We start from the raw sequence: 16,728 nt of genomic DNA on the forward strand, positions 1-16,728 counted from the left end.
TGATTCAAAAGCCCCGGTGCCCCCGTCACCGGGGCTTTTGCATGCGCATCGTGCCGCATACGTTCATCTAGCAATATCGCTATACGACGGGATACGTCGCGAGGAACCGGATCTCGGCGGAAGCCGGGACCCGGTCGCGGCACGGGCGGAGGCGAAACGCCGCTACCGGAATCTCGCCAAGTATCGAATCTGAGCTAGAAACGCGGATACAGTCCGACGGTTATGGACCCGGTTCGCAACCCCTTCGCCCCCGGCGCCGGACAGCGACCGCCCGAGCTGGCCGGACGCACCCGCGAACTGGACGCCTTCGAGGTCGTGCTGGAACGCGTCTCCCGAGGCCGTCCGGAACGGAGCCTGGTGCTGACCGGACTGCGCGGCGTCGGCAAGACGGTGCTGCTCGGCGAGCTGCGCTCGATGGCGGTCCGGCGCGGCTGGGGCGCGGGCAAGGTCGAGGCGCGCCCGGAGGCGGGCCTGCGCCGGCCGCTGTCCGCCGCCCTGCACCGCGCGATCCGCGACCTGGCCGTCCGCCACCGCGCACCGGACCGGGTCGAGGAGGTCCTGGCCGTGCTGAAGGCCTTCGCCTTGAAGGCCAACCCGAACGACGCGAAGCTGCGCGACCGCTGGCAACCGGGCATCGACGTGCCCGCGGCCGTGGGGCGAGCCGACTCCGGCGACATCGAGATCGACCTCGTCGAGCTGTTCACGGAGGTCGCGGACCTGGCGGCCGACGTCGGGACCGGCATCGCGCTGCTGCTCGACGAGATGCAGGACGTGCAGGCGGAGGACGTCTCCGCGCTGTGCGCCGCGTGCCACGAGCTCTCCCAGTCGGGCGCGCCGCTGGTGGTCGTCGGCGCGGGCCTGCCGCACGTGCCCGCGGTCCTGTCGGCCAGCAAGTCCTACTCGGAGCGGTTGTTCCGCTACGTCCGGATCGACCGGCTGGACCGCTCCGACGCCGATCGCGCGGTGATCGCTCCGATAGAGCGGGAGGAAGCCGAGATCACCCCGGCTGCGCTCGACACGCTGTTCACGGTTTCCGGTGGTTACCCGTACTTCGTGCAGGCCTACGGGAAGGCGACCTGGGACGCGGCCGTGCGCACCGAGATCGCCGAGGAGGACGTCCGGCTCGCCGCCCCGGAGGCCGAGTCGGAGCTGGCGGTCGGCTTCTTTGGATCGCGCTACGAACGAGCGACCCCCGCCGAGCGCGAGTACCTGCGCGCGATGGCCGAGCTCGTCGAGGGCAAGGACGAACCGGCGCCCACGGCCAGGATCGCGGAGTACCTGGAGCGACGTCCGTCCTCGTTGTCGCCCGCCCGCGACGCGCTGATCAAGAAGGGGCTCGTCTACTCCGGCGAGCGAGGGCAGATCGCCTTCACGGTCCCCCACTTCGGCCGCTACCTCCTCACCCAGGACTGAGGCGGGGCAGTTTTTGGTCCGAACTGGCCGGACGGATATCGATCGTGGGCGGTTCGGACCAAAACCGCCCGCTGCCGAGGCGCGCACCCTTCATCGAGCATTCTAAGTCCGTATTCCCCTGACGCTAGATTCCCGAATACGCGGTTAGGGAGCCCGGTGATCGGTACCCCGCGTGCGGGATCGGTCGCCTGGTGTCGCCAGTACAGGTGATGTCGAGTGATCTGAAACACAACAACCGGCATGTGTAACGAACTCAGGGTGGGTGTCGATATTCATGATGACCCCGCGGTGCTGTCGGACCCCCGACCTGGCAGCATCGCGGGGCTTTCCAATTTCCGGGGCCGTTCCGCCCCGCTCCCCAGCCCGCGCCACTGCGCCGCCGCGCTCGGGAAACCCCTGATCAACCCTGCATTTCGTCGAGGACGAGGACCCGGTCGTCCCAGTAGGTCCGCTGCACCTCGGCGGGGTCGTTCTGGTCGAGGTACTCGGCCCAGAGCATGAAGTACGACCAGTCCGGCTGGGCGTCGAGGAGCTCGGGCGCGGGGACGGTGCCCACCTCGCCCAGCGCGATCGGGCGGCCGGCCGCGACCTGCTTCATCGCCTCGTAGTCGGCCTGGGACGGCGTGGCCTTCTCCCAGACGTCGATGCTGGCGACGTCGACCCGGTCGTCGGTGGGCCAGTAGTCCTGCAGCCCGGTGATGCTGGAGTCCTTGACGTTCCAGTTCCACACCAGGTTCGTCAGCCCCTGCTGGTCCAGGTGCTCGTGGGTGATCCGGTACAGCGCGGCGCTGCCGTCGGGGCCCGGGCGCCCGCCCCACCAGGACCAGCCGTCGTTGATCTCGTGCAGCGGCCGCCACAGCACCCGCACCCCGGCGTCTTGGAGTTGTCGCAGGTAGGGCACGGCCTCGTCGAGTCGCGACTTCCACGCGCGGTTGAGCTCGCTGCCGTCGGTGATCAGCTGCGCCCACTGGTCGTCGGACAGCTCGCTCATGACGCCGTCCTCCCAGCCGCACGACGATCCCTGCGTCGGCGGGCAGACGTGCCAGGTCAGCGTCACGAGGGCACCGTTGTTCCACTGGTTGATCGCCTCGTCGACGAGGTTCTGGCGCTGCTGCACGTCGGACTCGGCGAACAGGAAGTCGCCGCCCCACAGGCCCGGGTAGTCCCCGGTGATGTCGTGGATCTTCTGCGTCCACCGCGTCGGGTCCGACAGCGGTTCCTTGTTGTGCTGGCCGGAGAGCACGGAGCTGCCGGTGATCGACTTCAGGAACTCCAGCGGATCCGCCGGAGGTGCGGCGTGCGCCGGTGCGGAGAAGGCCGCCAGGCATGCGGTGGATGCGAGCAGGGCGAGGGCACGACGGCGCATGGCGCCTCCTGATCGTCTCGGAGGATCAGGAGTCTCCGGAACAGGTGCACCTCTGGGAACACCGTTGACGGGTATTCGCCGCGCGCTGCTCCGATCGCCGCGCCGGGAGGATCACCAGGCTCAGCCGCTCAGACCTCCGGTGAAGGGCGTGGCCCGCCACTCGTCGATGGCCGGTTTGATCGCCTCGGCCAACATGGGCAGCTGCGGTACGAGCGCCAAGCACGCCACGGACCGCAGCTCGCCGACGGCGTTGACGAAGCGCAGCACCCGCTCGTCCAGCTCGCGCAGTCCGAGGGAGCGGGCGCGGGTGTCGTAGGACGCCTCGCACTCCGGGCCGAAAGCCGCCAGGTCCCACTCGACCGGACCGATCGTGACCAGCTCGAAGTCGGCGTAGAGCGCGCCGTCCGGGGTCGGAACGATGTTGAACGGCGCCGCATCGCCGTGCACCGGCTGCAGGTCGACCTGGAACTCGGCCTCGAACGCCGCGCGGGAGGTCACCAGCGGTTCCAGCACCTGCCACTGCTGCCGGGCCCGGTCGAGATCGGCGGGATCCAGCAGGTCGGGCCGGGCTTCGAGGTCGTCGAGGGAGTCGGTGATCATCTGCGGTTCGGCGGCCGAGAGGAACGGCAGCTCACCCGGGTAGTCGCGCAGCGCTCGGTGCAGGTCGGCGACCAGGCCCGCGTTGCGCACGTAGTCGGGCTCGACGTCCTCGACGATCTCGGTGAACTGCCAGAAGGTCATCGAGAACCCGTCGCGCTGGACGGGTTCCCGAGGGACCAGCGGGCTAGGCGGGATCACCGGGTGTCCCTGTTCGGCCAGCCACGCCACCACGTCGAGCTCGTTGCGCTGCCTCGCCGCCTGAGCTGCGAGTTCGTTGCACCGGGGCAGGACCACCGGCACTCGCACGACCACCGGCGCCGGGGCGAGGTGAACGACGACCGAGAACAGGTCGTGCAGCACGCGGGGCTCGGTCACGTCGAGACCCAGCTCCCGGCCCGCGGCCACCGCCGCGTTCAGCGCTCGTGAAGTGCGTTCTCCGTCGTTCGTCGGCATTCCGCTGATGTTGCCGTGCCGGAACGTCCGGTGCGACCGATTTTCCGCACATCGCGGTCAGCAGCACGAGCGCGGCGGCCACGGCCGCGACCCACGAGGTCGCCGTGGCCAGCTCGTGCCCGAGGCTGATCAGCCCGACCGCGATCGCGGGGCAGCCGGCTCCGAGGTAGAAGGCGAGGTAGAGCGCTCCGGTGATCGAGCCGCGTTGGCCCGGGGGTGCTGCGGCCTCCACGGCGGCGGTGGCACCGCCGTAGGCCAGCCCGTTGCCCGCACCGGCCGTGATGGCGGCGATCAGCGTGACCAACGCCGAATCGCCGCTGGTCAGGGCCAGCATTACGAGCCCGGCGAACAGCGCGGTGAGCCCGAGCGACTGCGCCCGCCGCGGGCCGAAGCGGCCCACCAGCGGCTGGGTCAGCAGCGAGCAGATCAGGACCGCGCCGAGCACGCACCCGGACAGCGCCAGGTCGGTGTGTCCCGCGCGGTCGAGCAGCGCCGGGATCAGCGCGAGGAACAGGCCGACCACGGTCCAGGCGAGGAAACCGGTCGCCGCCGAGAAGCCGAACACCGACCGCATCCCGGCCGGGATCCGCGGCGGGGCGGGCCGCCATCGGCCGACCGGTGCGGTGGGCCTGGGCAGGGACGAGGCGAGGAACCAGCCGTAGCCCAGCGCGACCAGGTGCAGGACGTAGGGCAGCGTGAACGGCGCCGGTGCGTACTGGGCGAGGGCGCCGCCCACGACGGGCCCGGCCGCGGTGCCCGCCACGAACGCGGTGCCGGCCAGCAGCGGACCGCGCGCTCGTGCGTTCGCGCTGATCAGCACGGTCGCCGCACTGGTCGCCGCGCCCAGCGCGATGCCCTGCGCGGCGCGGCCGGCCACCAGCCACATCGGGCCGGAGGCGAGCGCGAAGCAGAGCGAGGCGACGGCGCCCGCGACCAGGCTGACGCGCAGCACCCCGCGCGGGCCCACGACGTCGGTGGCCGGTCCGATGAGCAGCAGAGCAGGTGCGCTGACCAGTGCGAACGTGGCGTAGATCAGGGTCATGGACAGGTCGCTGAAGCCGAACGCGTGCTGGTAGCCGGGCAGCAGCGGGCTCGGGAGGTAAGCGCCGACGGTCAGCAGGACGAGGACGTAGAGACCGGTGTGCAGCGAGCGGGAGCGGACGGGGGTTGGCGGGGGCGCTGTGGGCATCACGGGACCCAGCCTGCCGATGCAGAACGCTGAGGAAAATCAAACGTTTCTCATGATGACCGTGCACAATGTTCGCATGATCGACCCTCGGCTCAAGGTGCTGCAGATGGTGTCGCACCACGGGACCGTCACCGCCGCCGCGGCTGCTCTCAACTACACGCCTTCGGCGGTGTCGTACCAGCTGAGGCAGCTGGCCGAGGAGCTCGGAACGGAGCTGGTCGTCCAATCCGGCCGCGGCATCAAGCTCACCGCCGCGGCCAGGACCGTGCTGCGCCACGCGGAGGTGCTGCACGCCCAGGTCGAGCGCGCCTACGCGGAGCTCGCGGCGACCACCGACGAGCTCAGCGGGTCGTTCACGCTGTGCGGGTTCTCGACCGCCGCCACCCGCCTGCTGCCGCCTGCCGCGTCGGCGCTGCGGGAGCACTACCCGCACGCCCGGGTCCGGGTGATCGAGGCGGAACCGGAGCGCTGCTTCGACCTGCTGCTCTCCGGCGACGCCGATCTGGCGCTGGTCATCAACACCGCTGACCTGCCGCCGTCCGCCGACGAGCGCTTCGACCAGCGGCCGCTCGTCGACGACCCGCTGGACCTGGTGGTGCCCCGCGGTCACCGGTTGGCCGACCGCACCCGGGTGAGGCTGGCGGACGCGGCCGACGAGCAGTGGATCGTCGGCCGCCCGGACAGCAGCTACCACCAGCTGATGCGCGCGGCCTGCATGTCAGCCGGGTTCAGCCCGAACATCGCGCACTACGCCGACGAGTGGGAGACCGGAACGGCGCTGGTCGCGCACCACTTCGGCGTCATCCTGGTCTCCCGGCTCGCGCGCCTGCACGACTGGCCCGTCGTCCGCATCCCGCTGCACGGCGAACCGGCCCCGGCCCGCCGGATCCTCGCCGCCACCCGGCTCGGCGGCAGCACCCACCCGATGGCCAGAACAGCCCTCACCACCATCACCACCACGGCGAAAACCCTCCTCCCCCCACCCTGAGCCGATGGGCGGATTCCTCTCCTCAGCTACGGGTGATCGAGTTCTTGAAACCGCACGCCGCCGCCCCTGGACGCTCTCGGCCATCGCCGCATGCCTGGTCCTGACCCTCGTAGGCATCCTCAGCGGCCTCGAAGTCCTCAACACCTTCCGCCTCGGTTGATCCACCCCGCTGACCCGGCACCCCACCCCGCTGACCCGGCGCCCGCCAATGCGCCTCTCGCGTTGGGCGCGGTGTGGGCGCGTCGTCCGATCGGGGAGACATTTCCCAGTTTTAGTCCAAACTAGGTGGGCAAAACGGACATGATCATGGCTCGGTTTGGACTAAAACTGGGAGATGCCCAGGTCGCGGGTCCGCAGGCGCGTGGTGTCCAGGAGCGGGCTGCCGGGTCGCGTGACGTTCGGCTCGATCGGGTCGGGCTGGGAACAGGACGCGCGGGCGGTGTTGTTGACTCCCGATGTGACTGAGCAGCAGAAACGTCGAGGCCGGGTGCGGGCCGCCGAGCTCGTGGGACGGCAGTGGTTGAACACCGGAGGCGCCGAGCTCCGGCTCGCCGACTTCCGCGGCAAGGTCGTGGTCCTGGACTTCTGGACCTTCTGCTGCATCAACTGCCTGCACGTGATCGACGAGCTCCGCCCGCTGGAAGCCGAGTTCGCCGAGGAGCTCGTGACCGTCGGCGTGCACTCGCCGAAGTTCGAGCACGAAGCCGACCCGGACGCGCTGATCGCGGCCGTCGAGCGCTACGCCGTGCACCACCCGGTGCTCGACGACCCCGAGCTGACCACCTGGCAGAACTACGCCGTGAAGGCGTGGCCGACCCTCGTCGTGATCGACCCCGAGGGCTACGTCGTGCACGTCGCCGCAGGTGAGGGGCACGTCGAGGCCTTGCGCAGCGTGATCGCCGAGGTCGTGGCCGAGCACGACGCCAAGGGGACGCTGCACCGCGGCGACGGCCCGTACGTGCCGCCGCCCGCGCCCGCGACGACGCTGCGCTTCCCGGGCAAGGTGATCGCGCTCAGCAGCGGGAACCTGCTGGTCTCGGACTCGGCGAACCACTCGCTCGTGGAGTTCGAGGCCGACGGCGAGACCGTCGTGCGGCGCATCGGCACCGGTGAGCGCGGGCGCGCCGACGGCGTCGAGCCGACGTTCGCCGAGCCCGCCGGGCTCGCGGCGCTGCCCGCGGAGGTGGCCGCGGAGGCCGGCTACGACGTGATCGTCGCCGACACCGTGAACCACCTGCTGCGCGGACTGCGGCTCTCCGACGGCGAGGTGACGACTCTGGCGGGCACCGGTGAGCAGTGGCGGGACGGATCCGACGGCGGCCCCGCGCTGGAGACGCCGCTGACCAGCCCGTGGGACGTCGCGTGGTGGGAGCCCGCCGGCGGTGTGGTGATCGCGATGGCCGGGAATCACACCCTCGGTCTGTTCGACCCGCGCACCGGCGAGGTCCGCCGCTTCGCGGGCACCACGGTGGAAGGACTGCGCGACGGTGCGGCCGAGGAGGCCTTCTTCGCGCAGCCCTCGGGCCTCGCCGACGGGGGCGACAAGCTGTGGCTGGCCGATTCGGAGACCTCCGCGCTGCGCTGGGTGGAAGCCGCCGACGACGGGTTCGCGATCCGCACGGCCGTGGGCACCGGCCTGTTCGACTTCGGGCACGCCGACGGACCTGCGGACGAGGCGCTGCTCCAGCACCCGCTCGGGGTCACCGTGCTGCCGGACGGTTCGGTCGCGGTCTGCGACACCTACAACGGTGCGATCCGCCGCTACGAACCCGCTGCCGACGAGGTGTCCACGCTGGCCACGGACGTCGCAGAGCCTTCTGGTGCGACCGTCGTCGACGGAGAGCTGGTCGTGGTGGCCTCCGCCGCGCACCGGCTGGAGCGCCCGGTGCCGCCCGGTCTGGCGGCGAAGCTGATCGACGGTGCGTCGCAGCAGGTCAAGCGGCCCGCCACCGAGATCGGATCGGGTGAGGTGGAGCTCGCGGTGGTGTTCACTCCGCCGCCGGGCACCAAGCTCGACGAGCGGTACGGGCCCTCCACCCGGTTGGAGATCACCTCGACGCCCGAGGGCCTGCTGGTCGAGGGCGCGGGCGTGGGCACCGACCTGACGCGTCGCCTGGTGCTGGCCGAGGGCGTGGAGCACGGCGTCCTGCACGTGGTCGCCCAGGCCGCGAGCTGCGACGACGACGATGAGATCGAGCACCCCGCGTGCCGGCTCACCCGCCAGGACTGGGGCGTGCCGATCACCCTCTCGCCCGGCGGACCGGGCCGGCTCCCGCTGGTGATGGGCGGTCTGGACGCCTGACCAGCGCGGCGGGTGAATTGAGACCGTTCTGGTACTCACTCCAAAACCCCAGGTCGTGAGCGTGCGGAAGGGGCCGGTCCCACCAGGGGCCGGCCCCTTCGACGCGCATTGCCCTGCGCGATCGCGAATTGCGTGGTCAACGCGGTGTTTCGAGGGGCCCCTGGTCCTCGGGTCACCCGGTGGGGGCACGTAAACTCTTCGGGTGACCGATGCCAAGCTCGAAATCCAGATGCTGCACGACAGGGTCATGGTGCGCATCGCCGCCGAATCCGGGGAACGCCGCAGCAGCGGCGGGATCGTGATTCCGGCGACCGCGCAGATGGCCAAGCGGCTGATCTGGGGAGAGGTCTTCGGCGTGGGAAGTCACGTGCGGACCGTCAAGGTCGGTGACCAGGTCCTGTTCAACCCCGATGAGCAGTACGAGGTCGAGGTCCAGGGCCAGGCCTACTTGGTGATGCGGGAGCGGGATCTGCACGCCGTGGCCACGGAGCAGACCGAGCAGGGCACGGGCCTGTACCTGTAGTCGGCGCCCCCTGGCCGGGCTCCCGGCGAGAGCGGGCGAGCACTTCCAACGCCCCCACCGCACGACCGACAGGAGAAGGGGAAGCGGTGCCGGAAAACCACGACAACCGCAACGGTGCGGATCCGTCCACCGAACGGCTGCGCACCGACTCGGACCAGCAGAACGCGTCCGACGCCGAGACAACGCAGCAGGCCTGGCCCGTTCAGGACCCCCACGGTCAGAGCGGACCGCCCACGTCCGAGTCGGACAGCGAGCGCACCCAGCAGATCGCCGCGCTGCCCGCTGACTTCAGCGGTTTCCCCCTCGGCGCCACGCAGACCATCAACGCCGTCGGCTCGGATCAGCCCACGGCGTACCACGGCTCCGACCAGCCCACCGCCTACCGCGATGTCGAGCAGACCAACCCCGGTGGCGCGCGTGGCGGGTACGGGGGCGTTGCGGGCACCCAGCTCGGCTGGAACGCGCATGACGACGAGCCGAGGCCCGCCGACGAGAAGCGGCAGAAGCTCCTCAAGGGCGGCCTGATCGCCGGTGCCGCCGCCGCGGCGCTGGTCCTCCTCTACGTCGGTGACCTGCTGTTCACCAGCGGCTCGCTGCCGCGCGGCACCGTCGTCGCCGGTGTGGACGTGGGGACGCTCGACCCCGCCGCCGCCGAGACCAAGCTCCGCGACGAGCTCGAACCGGGCCTGAACAAGCCGGTGCGCCTGCAGGTCGGTGACCGCGGCGCCACGGTCAAGCCCGCCGACGTCGGCCTGCAGATGGACTGGGCCGAGACCGTCAAGAAGGCCGATGACCAGCCGCTGAACCCCTTCACCCGGATCGGCTCGCTGTTCAGCACCCACGACGTCGTCCCGGTCAGCAACAGCGACCGGGAGCAGTTGGTGGCCGCGTTGCAGGAGGTCAGCCCCCAGCTGGGCCTGGAGCCCACGGACGGCAACATCCGCTTCGAGGGCACCAAGCCGATCCCGGTGAACCCGGTGCCCGGCCAGAACCTCGACATCCAGCACGCGGCGGACGCGGTGCAGGCGAAGTGGGCCGAGGGCAAGACGATCCCGCTGCCGGTCACGCAGCTTCCGGTGAGCACGACCCGCGAGGGCGTGCAGAAGGCGCTGCACCAGATCGCCGAGCCCGCGGTGTCCGCTCCGGTGACGGTGCGCGGGCAGGGCAAGAACGCGACGCTGGAGCCGGAGGCGATCGCCCAGGCGCTGCGCTTCACCCCCGACGGCCAGGGCGGGCTGAAGGCCGACCTCGACGGCGCGGCGCTGGTCGGGGCGCTCGAACCGCAGCTGCGCGACACCATGAAGCCGGGCAAGAACGCCGAGATCAAGGTCGAGGGCGGCGCCCCGGTCGTGCACCCGTCGGAGGACGGCGTCGGCGTGGACTGGGAGAAGTCCCTGGCGCCGATGCTCGACACCGTCACCAAGCCGCAGGACCGCGCGGTGCAGGCGGTCTACGTGCCCGCGCCGGCGCAGTTCACCACTGACCAGGCCAACCAGCTGGGCATCCGCGAGGTCGTCGGCGAGTTCGAGACCGGCGGTTTCGAACCGGCTTCGGGCGTGAACATCCGCCGGGTCGCCGAGCAGGTCAACGGCGCGCTGCTGCGTCCGGGCGAGACGTTCAGCCTCAACGGCTACACGGGTCCGCGCGGTGTCCCGCAGGGCTACGTGGAGTCGGGGATCATCGAGGACGGCCACCCGGGCAAGGCCGTGGGCGGCGGCATCTCGCAGTTCGCGACCACGATCTTCAACGCCTCGTACTTCGCGGGCATGAAGGACATCGAGCACAAGCCGCACAGCTACTACATCAGCCGCTACCCGGCCGGTCGCGAGGCGACGGTGTTCCAGTCGCCGAGCGGTGCGAGCATCATCGACGTGAAGTTCAAGAACGTCGCCAAGAGCGGCATCTTGATCACCACCGAGTGGACGCCGTCGTCGATCAAGGTGAAGCTCTGGGGCACCAAGCAGTTCGACGTGCAGTCGTCGACGGGCCCGCGCACCGAACCGACGCCGCCGGTGGAGAAGCCGGGGCCGACGAACGGTCCGTGCAGCCCGAGCAAGGGCGCGCCCGGCTTCACCGTCGTCGACACCCGGACCATCCGGGACATCACGACCGGCGAGGTCCGCACCGAGAACAAGAAGGTCAAGTACAACCCGCAGCCGATCATCCACTGCCCACCAGCAGCACCGCGCTGATCAGCTGAAACACCCACGAAGAGGGCCCTTCCCGGATCCGGGAAGGGCCCTTTCGTCGTCTTGGGGACTTGTCGACACCCCCGGCGCGGGGACTTGTCGACATGGCGACGAACGGCACCCTCGCGACGTGGCCTCCGGGCGGGTCCCTCCCCGCGGTGGGCGCGAGGCGGGTCCGACGTGTTCCCGAGGGCGGTGTCGGGTTGGCGAGATGTCGACATGTCGGTGTTCGGGGGAGCGTCGGCCACTGTGCGTGGTGGAGGGTCGGGGTGGGAGTCGTGGTGGTGGACACAGATCGGCGAGGTCAGAGCGGTGGGGAGGGCGTGGTTCCGGTGTGGAAGACGTGTGAGCGCCGGAAATTATCTCGCTCGACCGGTCCTGGTGAGGCAGGTTTGCCGTGCGGTGGCTGATGGGTGGATCGCGGTTTTCGGCGAACTTGATGGATTCGCAACACGAGGTATTGGGTTTACGTCCGATCGAGTGGCACCATTCGAGCACCCGCGTTCTCACCTACTAGGAGTTACATCGTGGCGCGTCGCAGAACCCTCCGTGCGCTGGCAGTGCTGCCCGCGCTGAGCCTGGCTGTGGCAGTGACAGGTTGTGTCGAATCCACGGGCGGCGGTGGCCAGGGCGGCGAGCTCAGCCTCATCGCTCCGGGGTCGCTGACCACCTGCACCCACCTGCCCTACGAGCCGTTCCAGTTCCCCGGCGAGGGCGGCAAGATCGTCGGCTTCGACGTCGATCTGGTCGACCTGGTCGCGCGCGACCTCGGTGTGCAGCAGAAGATCGTCGACGCTCCCTTCGACGAAGGCATCCAGTCGGGCGAGTCGCTCAACAGCGGTCAGTGCGACGTGGCCGCCGCCGCGATGACCATCACCGACTCCCGCAAGCAGAACCTGGACTTCTCCGACCCGTACTTCGATGCCGAGCAGGCGCTGATGGTCAAGAAGGGCTCGGGCATCACCGACCTCTCCCAGCTGCGCGGCAAGAAGCTGGGCGTGCAGGTCGGCACCACCGGCAAGGACTACGCCGAGGCGCACAAGGCCGAGTTCGGTTACGAGGTCGTGGACTTCGACGACCTGGCCCTGCAGCAGAACGGCGTGCAGATCAACCGCGTCGACGCCGCGATCAACGACAACGGCGTGCTCTACAGCTTCGCCAAGAACAACCAGGACGTCGAGGTCACCAAGGAGTTCGTGACCGGCGACAAGTACGGCATCGGCGTCCGCAAGGGCAACACCGCGCTGCAGACCAAGGTCAACGAAGCGCTGGCCAAGGCCAAGCAGTCCGGTGAGTACGACCGCATCTACGAGAAGTGGTTCGGCAAGAAGCCGGAGTGACCCGCTGATTCGTGCCTGATCGGGGCCGGCGTCGATCACGCCGGCCCCGAACGGTGCTGCGGGGCCGTGAACACCGTCGCGGTGCCCGCCGGATACATGGAGAGAAGTCGATGACAACCGAGATCGAGCGGCCCAAGGCAGGCATGGGCCGACGACAGCGGGCACGGCTCAACCTCGGCATCCAGTACGCGGTGCTGATCGTGGCCGTCGCGGCGCTGGTCTTCGTCGCGGACTGGGGTTCGATCGGCCGGGCGTTCTTCAACGTCGAGGTCGCGAAGGCCCAGTTCCCCGACGTGATCACCACCGCGCTGCTCAACACCGTCCTCTACACCGCGGTGGGCTTCGCGTTCGGCCTCGCGCTGGCGGTCCTGCTGGCGCTGATGAAGATGTCGCCGGTCGCCCCCTACCGGTGGATCGCCACCGGCTACATCGAGTTGTTCCGCGGACTTCCCGCGCTGCTGGTGTTCATCGCGTTCGGCTACGGCCTGCCGATCGCGTTCGGCGTCAAGTTCACCAACCTCTCGACCGTGATGCTGAGCCTCGGCCTGGTCGGCGCGGCCTACATGGCCGAGACGATCCGCGCGGGTATCCAGGCCGTGCCGAAGGGGCAGGTCGAGGCGGCCCGCTCGCTGGGCATGTCGTCGAGCCGCACGATGGTGACCGTGGTGCTGCCGCAGGCGTTCCGGATCATCCTCCCGCCGCTGACCAACGAGCTGATCCTGCTGACCAAGGACTCCTCGCTGATCTACCTGCTGGGGCTGTCCGTCAGCCAGTACGAGCTGGCGAAGTTCGGGCGCGGGGCGCTGAACCAGTACCAGTCGCTGACGCCGATCCTGATCGCCGGTCTGTGCTATCTGATCATCACGATTCCGCTGTCCCGCGTCTCCGACCTGCTGGAGCGCAAATTCGGCGGCGTCCGGACCAAGGGGGCCACCAAGTGAGCGACGTGATGATCGAGCTCTCCGGGCTGAGCAAGTCCTTCGGCTCGCTGGAAGTGCTGCGCGACATCGACGTGCAGGTCGAGCGCGGTGAGGTCGTGTGCGTCATCGGGCCCTCCGGCTCCGGCAAGTCGACCCTGCTGCGCTGCGTGAACCTGCTGGAAGAGCCTTCCGCGGGCAAGGTTTCGGTGGACGGCACCGAGCTGACCGACCCGGAAACCGACCTCGATGGCGCGCGCCGCCACGTCGGCATGGTCTTCCAGCAGTTCAACCTCTTCTCCCACCTGTCGGTGCTGGAGAACCTGACGGTGGCGCAGCGCAAGGTGCTGGGCCGTTCGAAGGAGGAGTCGGAGAAGGTCGCGAAGGAGAACCTGGCGAAGGTCGGGCTCTCCGAGAAGGCCGACTCGATGCCGGCGCAGCTCTCCGGCGGTCAGCAGCAGCGGGTCGCGATCGCGCGGGCGCTGTCGATGAACCCGCACGTGATGCTCTTCGACGAACCGACGTCCGCGCTGGACCCGGAGCTGGTCGGCGACGTGCTCGGCGTGATGCGGCAGCTCGCCGACGAGGGCATGACGATGCTGGTGGTGACCCACGAGATGCAGTTCGCCCGCGAGGTCGCCGACCGCGTGCTGTTCATGGACGGCGGCGGCATCGTCGAGCAGGGGCCCGCGGCGGAGGTCATCAGCGACCCCAAGGAAGAGCGCACCCAGGCCTTCCTCGCCCGAGTCCTCAACCCGGTCCAGACGGACTGAGGCTTCATGAATTGAGTTGCGTGGCGGTGCGGGTGGCGGAACCTGACACGCCTTCTGGGTCCGGGATCCGCGACTTGAGTATGAGCGGATACGCGGCGCTACGGCTGTCCTCCCCAGAAGACGTGTCAGAACCCGCGGCGGTGCGGGCTGAGTCCCACACCTGAAGCAGCGGCTCCGCCCCGTTGAACAACCCCGAACGGCCCCGGCGTGTCGGTTTGCGACACGCCGGGGCCGTTTCACGTGGAACGGCAGGGGAAATACGCCATCCCGGTGTTTTCTGGCGTGGGGCGAAACCTCAAGCGGTGGTCAGACGTCCTAATAGGTAGATGATCGACAACGTTTCGCGGGGTTTCGGGGGCTGCTGTGCCTAGCGGCAAGGTGAGGGAGAACGGCAACGGTCCGCTGACCGCGGCCGAGCGGCGGGTGGACGAGCTGCTGCGGCAGGGCAGGCAGGAGACGCCCGAGGGCGAGCAGCTCGACGTGCAGGCCGAGGACCACGATCCGGAGCAGGAGATCCGCGGCGATTTCCTCTCCCGGCGGCTGATCGAGTCCCCGGACGAATCGAGCTGGCGTCCGTTCCAGCGGCGAGCCCGGCAGCAGCCGGTGATCCTCATCCAGGACGCGGTGATCAGCGGCCGCCTGAACCTGCGCGCCGCCGAACTGCCGTACCTGCTGGAGTTCGTCCGCTGCCGGTTCGTGGAAGCGCCCGACGTCCGGCAGGCGTCGATGGCCGGTCTGGTCCTGCGGGAGTGCCTGCTGCCCGGGATGCAGGGGCGAAACCTCCGCACCACCAGCGACACCCACCTGCTGCACTGCACCAGCCGCGACGGGGTCATCGACCTCGCCGACGCCGAGCTCGGCGGATCGCTGCTGCTCAACGGCAGCGACCTGAACAACCCCGGCCGCCGCGCCATCTACGCCGACCGGCTGACCGTGGCCGGGGCGATGCTGGCCATGCGGATCACCGTCGCGGGCGAGATCCGCATCCCCGGCGCCAAGATCGGCGGCAACCTCACGCTGGCGGGAGCGACGCTGCGCAACCGAGGCCGGTTGGCGCTCAACGCCAACGGGATCCAGCTCGGCGGGTCGCTGCGCTGCGACGCCGACCCGAGCACCGGCAAGTCCTTCACGGTGGCCGGGCTGATCTTCATCCCGAGCGCGACCATCGCCGGCGACCTGCGGATGCGCGATGCCGTCCTGGAACCCGGGATGAGCCCGCCGAGGCGCGGTGAGTCGCCCTACGACGACCCGACCAGCACGCTCATCGCCGACCGCAGCCACGTCGCCGGTGACGTCGAGATGGACGAGAACTTCCGCAGCGGCGGCACGATTCGCATGGTCAGCGCCCGGATAGAGGGAGATCTCCGGCTCTCCGGCGCGCAGATCGACCTCACCTGGGCGCAGTCGGCCCGGGCCGCGGTGGACCGCTCGCTGCGCGCGCTGCACATCGACGGGACCGAGATCCGCGGCAACCTCGCCGCCGGGCGGGTCGACGTCTGGGGCGAGTGGCGGATGACGGACGTGCAGGTGCACGGCAGCTTCCAGCTCAACCGGGCGCGCTTGACCGGCGCGCGGACCGACGTGCTGCAGGCGTCCCGGGTGATCGTCGGCAGCAACTTCGACTGCCGGGAAGCCGATGTGAGCGGGTCGATCCAGCTGCAGGGCGCCTCGATCGGCGCGAACGTCGACTTCCGCGCCACCGAGCTCACGAAACCCGCCTGGCACCGGCACAAGCTCGCCTACAAGCCCTCGGTCGACCTGCGCGGAGCGCGGATCGCGCGAGACCTGGTGTGCGCGTCGGGAGTCCGGGCGTTCGTGTCCGAGGGCGAGGTGCAGCTGCGCAGGGCCGAGATCGGCAGGCAGGCCAACTTCTGGGGCGCCCGGCTCGGGGACGGGTTGAGCCGCAACGCGATCAATGGGTTCGGCATGGTGGTGCAGGAGCTGACGCTCAGCGTCGACGACCCGCCGAGGGGCCGGATCCTGCTGCGGCAGGCCCAGTGCGAGCTGCTCGCGGACAACGCCCGGCTGTGGGAGGCCAGCGGCGGCGTCGACGTCGAGGACTTCAGCTACGACAACTTCACCGACAGCGTCGAACCCACCGACGTGCGCAAGGTCCAGGAGCGGCTTGCCTGGCTCCGGGCCAACTCCGGTGATCGCTACCAGCCGGGTTCCTACGACCAGCTCGCGCGGGTCTTCAGCGGCAACGGCAACGAGGAGCACGCGGTCACGGTCCTGATCGAGAAGCAGCGGCACCGCTACAAGTCGATCGCGGCCTCCAGCCGCGCGGTGTTCCGGCCGCCGGTCCGGTTGTGGAGCCTGCTGCAGCTGGTGACCGTCAGCTACGGCTACCGGCCGTTGCGCGCGCTGATCTGGCTGGTGCTGCTCACGGCGGCGGGCACCACCTGGTTCTCGTCGCACGGCCCGCTGACGCCGATCAACGCCGAGGATCACCCGCACTGGAGCCCGCTGCTCTACACCGTCGACCAGCTGGTTCCGATCATCAACCTGGGCCACGACGTCATGTGGAAGACCCAGGGCACCTCGCAGTGGATCACCGTCGCGCTCATCGCGGCGGGCTGGATCCTGGCGACCACGGTCGCGGCGGGCATCACCCGGGCGCTGCGCCGCGACATCCAGTGATCCCGGGTTCGCGACGCCACCTCGGGTGATGCGCA

General features: G+C 69.8%; 12 protein-coding genes. 9 read left to right on the forward strand and 3 right to left on the reverse strand.

Features of this window, described 5'->3' with window-relative positions; genetic code table 11:
- The first annotated feature begins 222 nt into the window (after positions 1-222).
- Complete coding sequence (locus FHU35_RS16960; protein ID WP_145740770.1) at positions 223-1,413, forward strand: AAA family ATPase; 1,191 nt, start codon at positions 223-225, stop codon at positions 1,411-1,413.
- A gap of 400 nt (positions 1,414-1,813) precedes the next feature.
- Here FHU35_RS16960 and FHU35_RS16965 read toward each other — a convergent pair whose 3' ends face one another.
- The 3 genes from FHU35_RS16965 to FHU35_RS16975 all read right to left on the reverse strand — a co-directional run bounded on the left by FHU35_RS16965 (position 1,814) and on the right by FHU35_RS16975 (position 5,021).
- Positions 1,814-2,779 (reverse strand): glycoside hydrolase family 26 protein, encoded by a 966-nt coding sequence (locus FHU35_RS16965; protein WP_222429411.1) that lies wholly within the window; start codon positions 2,777-2,779, stop codon positions 1,814-1,816.
- 120 nt (positions 2,780-2,899) lie between these two features.
- Positions 2,900-3,679 (reverse strand): aminoglycoside phosphotransferase family protein, encoded by a 780-nt coding sequence (locus tag FHU35_RS16970; RefSeq protein ID WP_484336724.1) that lies wholly within the window; start codon positions 3,677-3,679, stop codon positions 2,900-2,902.
- A complete protein-coding gene (locus tag FHU35_RS16975; RefSeq protein ID WP_342788512.1) occupies positions 3,564-5,021 on the reverse strand; it encodes an MFS transporter in 1,458 nt (485 codons plus the stop codon). The genes FHU35_RS16970 and FHU35_RS16975 overlap by 116 nt, the downstream gene beginning before the upstream one ends.
- 76 nt (positions 5,022-5,097) lie before the next feature.
- On the opposite strand from FHU35_RS16975, the gene FHU35_RS16980 reads away from it, so the two are divergent.
- The 8 genes from FHU35_RS16980 (at position 5,098) to FHU35_RS17015 (ending at position 16,693) form a co-directional block, all read left to right on the forward strand.
- Positions 5,098-6,009 (forward strand): LysR family transcriptional regulator, encoded by a 912-nt coding sequence (locus FHU35_RS16980; protein WP_145740774.1) that lies wholly within the window; start codon positions 5,098-5,100, stop codon positions 6,007-6,009.
- Positions 6,010-6,343: 334 nt separating this feature from the next.
- Positions 6,344-8,311, forward strand: a complete 1,968-nt coding sequence (locus FHU35_RS16985) for an NHL domain-containing thioredoxin family protein (RefSeq protein ID WP_145740776.1) — start codon at positions 6,344-6,346, stop codon at positions 8,309-8,311.
- 202 nt (positions 8,312-8,513) lie between these two features.
- On the forward strand, positions 8,514-8,834 hold the full coding sequence (locus tag FHU35_RS16990) for a GroES family chaperonin (protein ID WP_145740778.1): 321 nt from the start codon (positions 8,514-8,516) through the stop codon (positions 8,832-8,834).
- A gap of 86 nt (positions 8,835-8,920) precedes the next feature.
- The gene (locus FHU35_RS16995) at positions 8,921-11,026 is read left to right on the forward strand and encodes a VanW family protein (RefSeq protein WP_145740780.1); all 2,106 of its coding nucleotides are present in this window, start codon (positions 8,921-8,923) and stop codon (positions 11,024-11,026) included.
- A gap of 524 nt (positions 11,027-11,550) precedes the next feature.
- Positions 11,551-12,363 carry a basic amino acid ABC transporter substrate-binding protein gene (locus FHU35_RS17000; protein ID WP_145740783.1) on the forward strand — a complete coding sequence of 271 codons (813 nt, stop codon included), beginning with the start codon at positions 11,551-11,553 and terminating at the stop codon, positions 12,361-12,363.
- Positions 12,364-12,506: 143 nt separating this feature from the next.
- Complete coding sequence (locus tag FHU35_RS17005) at positions 12,507-13,304, forward strand: amino acid ABC transporter permease (protein WP_145741475.1); 798 nt, start codon at positions 12,507-12,509, stop codon at positions 13,302-13,304.
- Positions 13,301-14,053: an amino acid ABC transporter ATP-binding protein gene (locus FHU35_RS17010; protein WP_145740788.1), complete on the forward strand. Its 753-nt coding sequence runs from the start codon at positions 13,301-13,303 to the stop codon at positions 14,051-14,053. The genes FHU35_RS17005 and FHU35_RS17010 overlap by 4 nt, the downstream gene beginning before the upstream one ends.
- A 363-nt stretch (positions 14,054-14,416) precedes the next feature.
- Positions 14,417-16,693: a translocation/assembly module TamB domain-containing protein gene (locus FHU35_RS17015; protein WP_145740790.1), complete on the forward strand. Its 2,277-nt coding sequence runs from the start codon at positions 14,417-14,419 to the stop codon at positions 16,691-16,693.
- The last annotated feature ends 35 nt before the right edge of the window (positions 16,694-16,728 follow it).

The organism is Saccharopolyspora dendranthemae (assembly GCF_007829955.1).
In the GTDB taxonomy this organism is placed as follows: domain Bacteria; phylum Actinomycetota; class Actinomycetes; order Mycobacteriales; family Pseudonocardiaceae; genus Saccharopolyspora; species Saccharopolyspora dendranthemae.

What these genes read in the sequence shown, in the direction of transcription:
- FHU35_RS16960 (WP_145740770.1), top strand. Translation starts at nt 223, where the DNA reads ATGGACCCGGTTCGCAACCCCTTCGCCCCCGGCGCCGGACAGCGACCG.
- FHU35_RS16965 (WP_222429411.1), bottom strand. Translation starts at nt 2,779, where the DNA reads ATGCGCCGTCGTGCCCTCGCCCTGCTCGCATCCACCGCATGCCTGGCG.
- FHU35_RS16975 (WP_342788512.1), bottom strand. Translation starts at nt 5,021, where the DNA reads ATGCCCACAGCGCCCCCGCCAACCCCCGTCCGCTCCCGCTCGCTGCAC.
- FHU35_RS16980 (WP_145740774.1), top strand. Translation starts at nt 5,098, where the DNA reads ATGATCGACCCTCGGCTCAAGGTGCTGCAGATGGTGTCGCACCACGGG.
- FHU35_RS16985 (WP_145740776.1), top strand. Translation starts at nt 6,344, where the DNA reads ATGCCCAGGTCGCGGGTCCGCAGGCGCGTGGTGTCCAGGAGCGGGCTG.
- FHU35_RS17005 (WP_145741475.1), top strand. Translation starts at nt 12,507, where the DNA reads ATGGGCCGACGACAGCGGGCACGGCTCAACCTCGGCATCCAGTACGCG.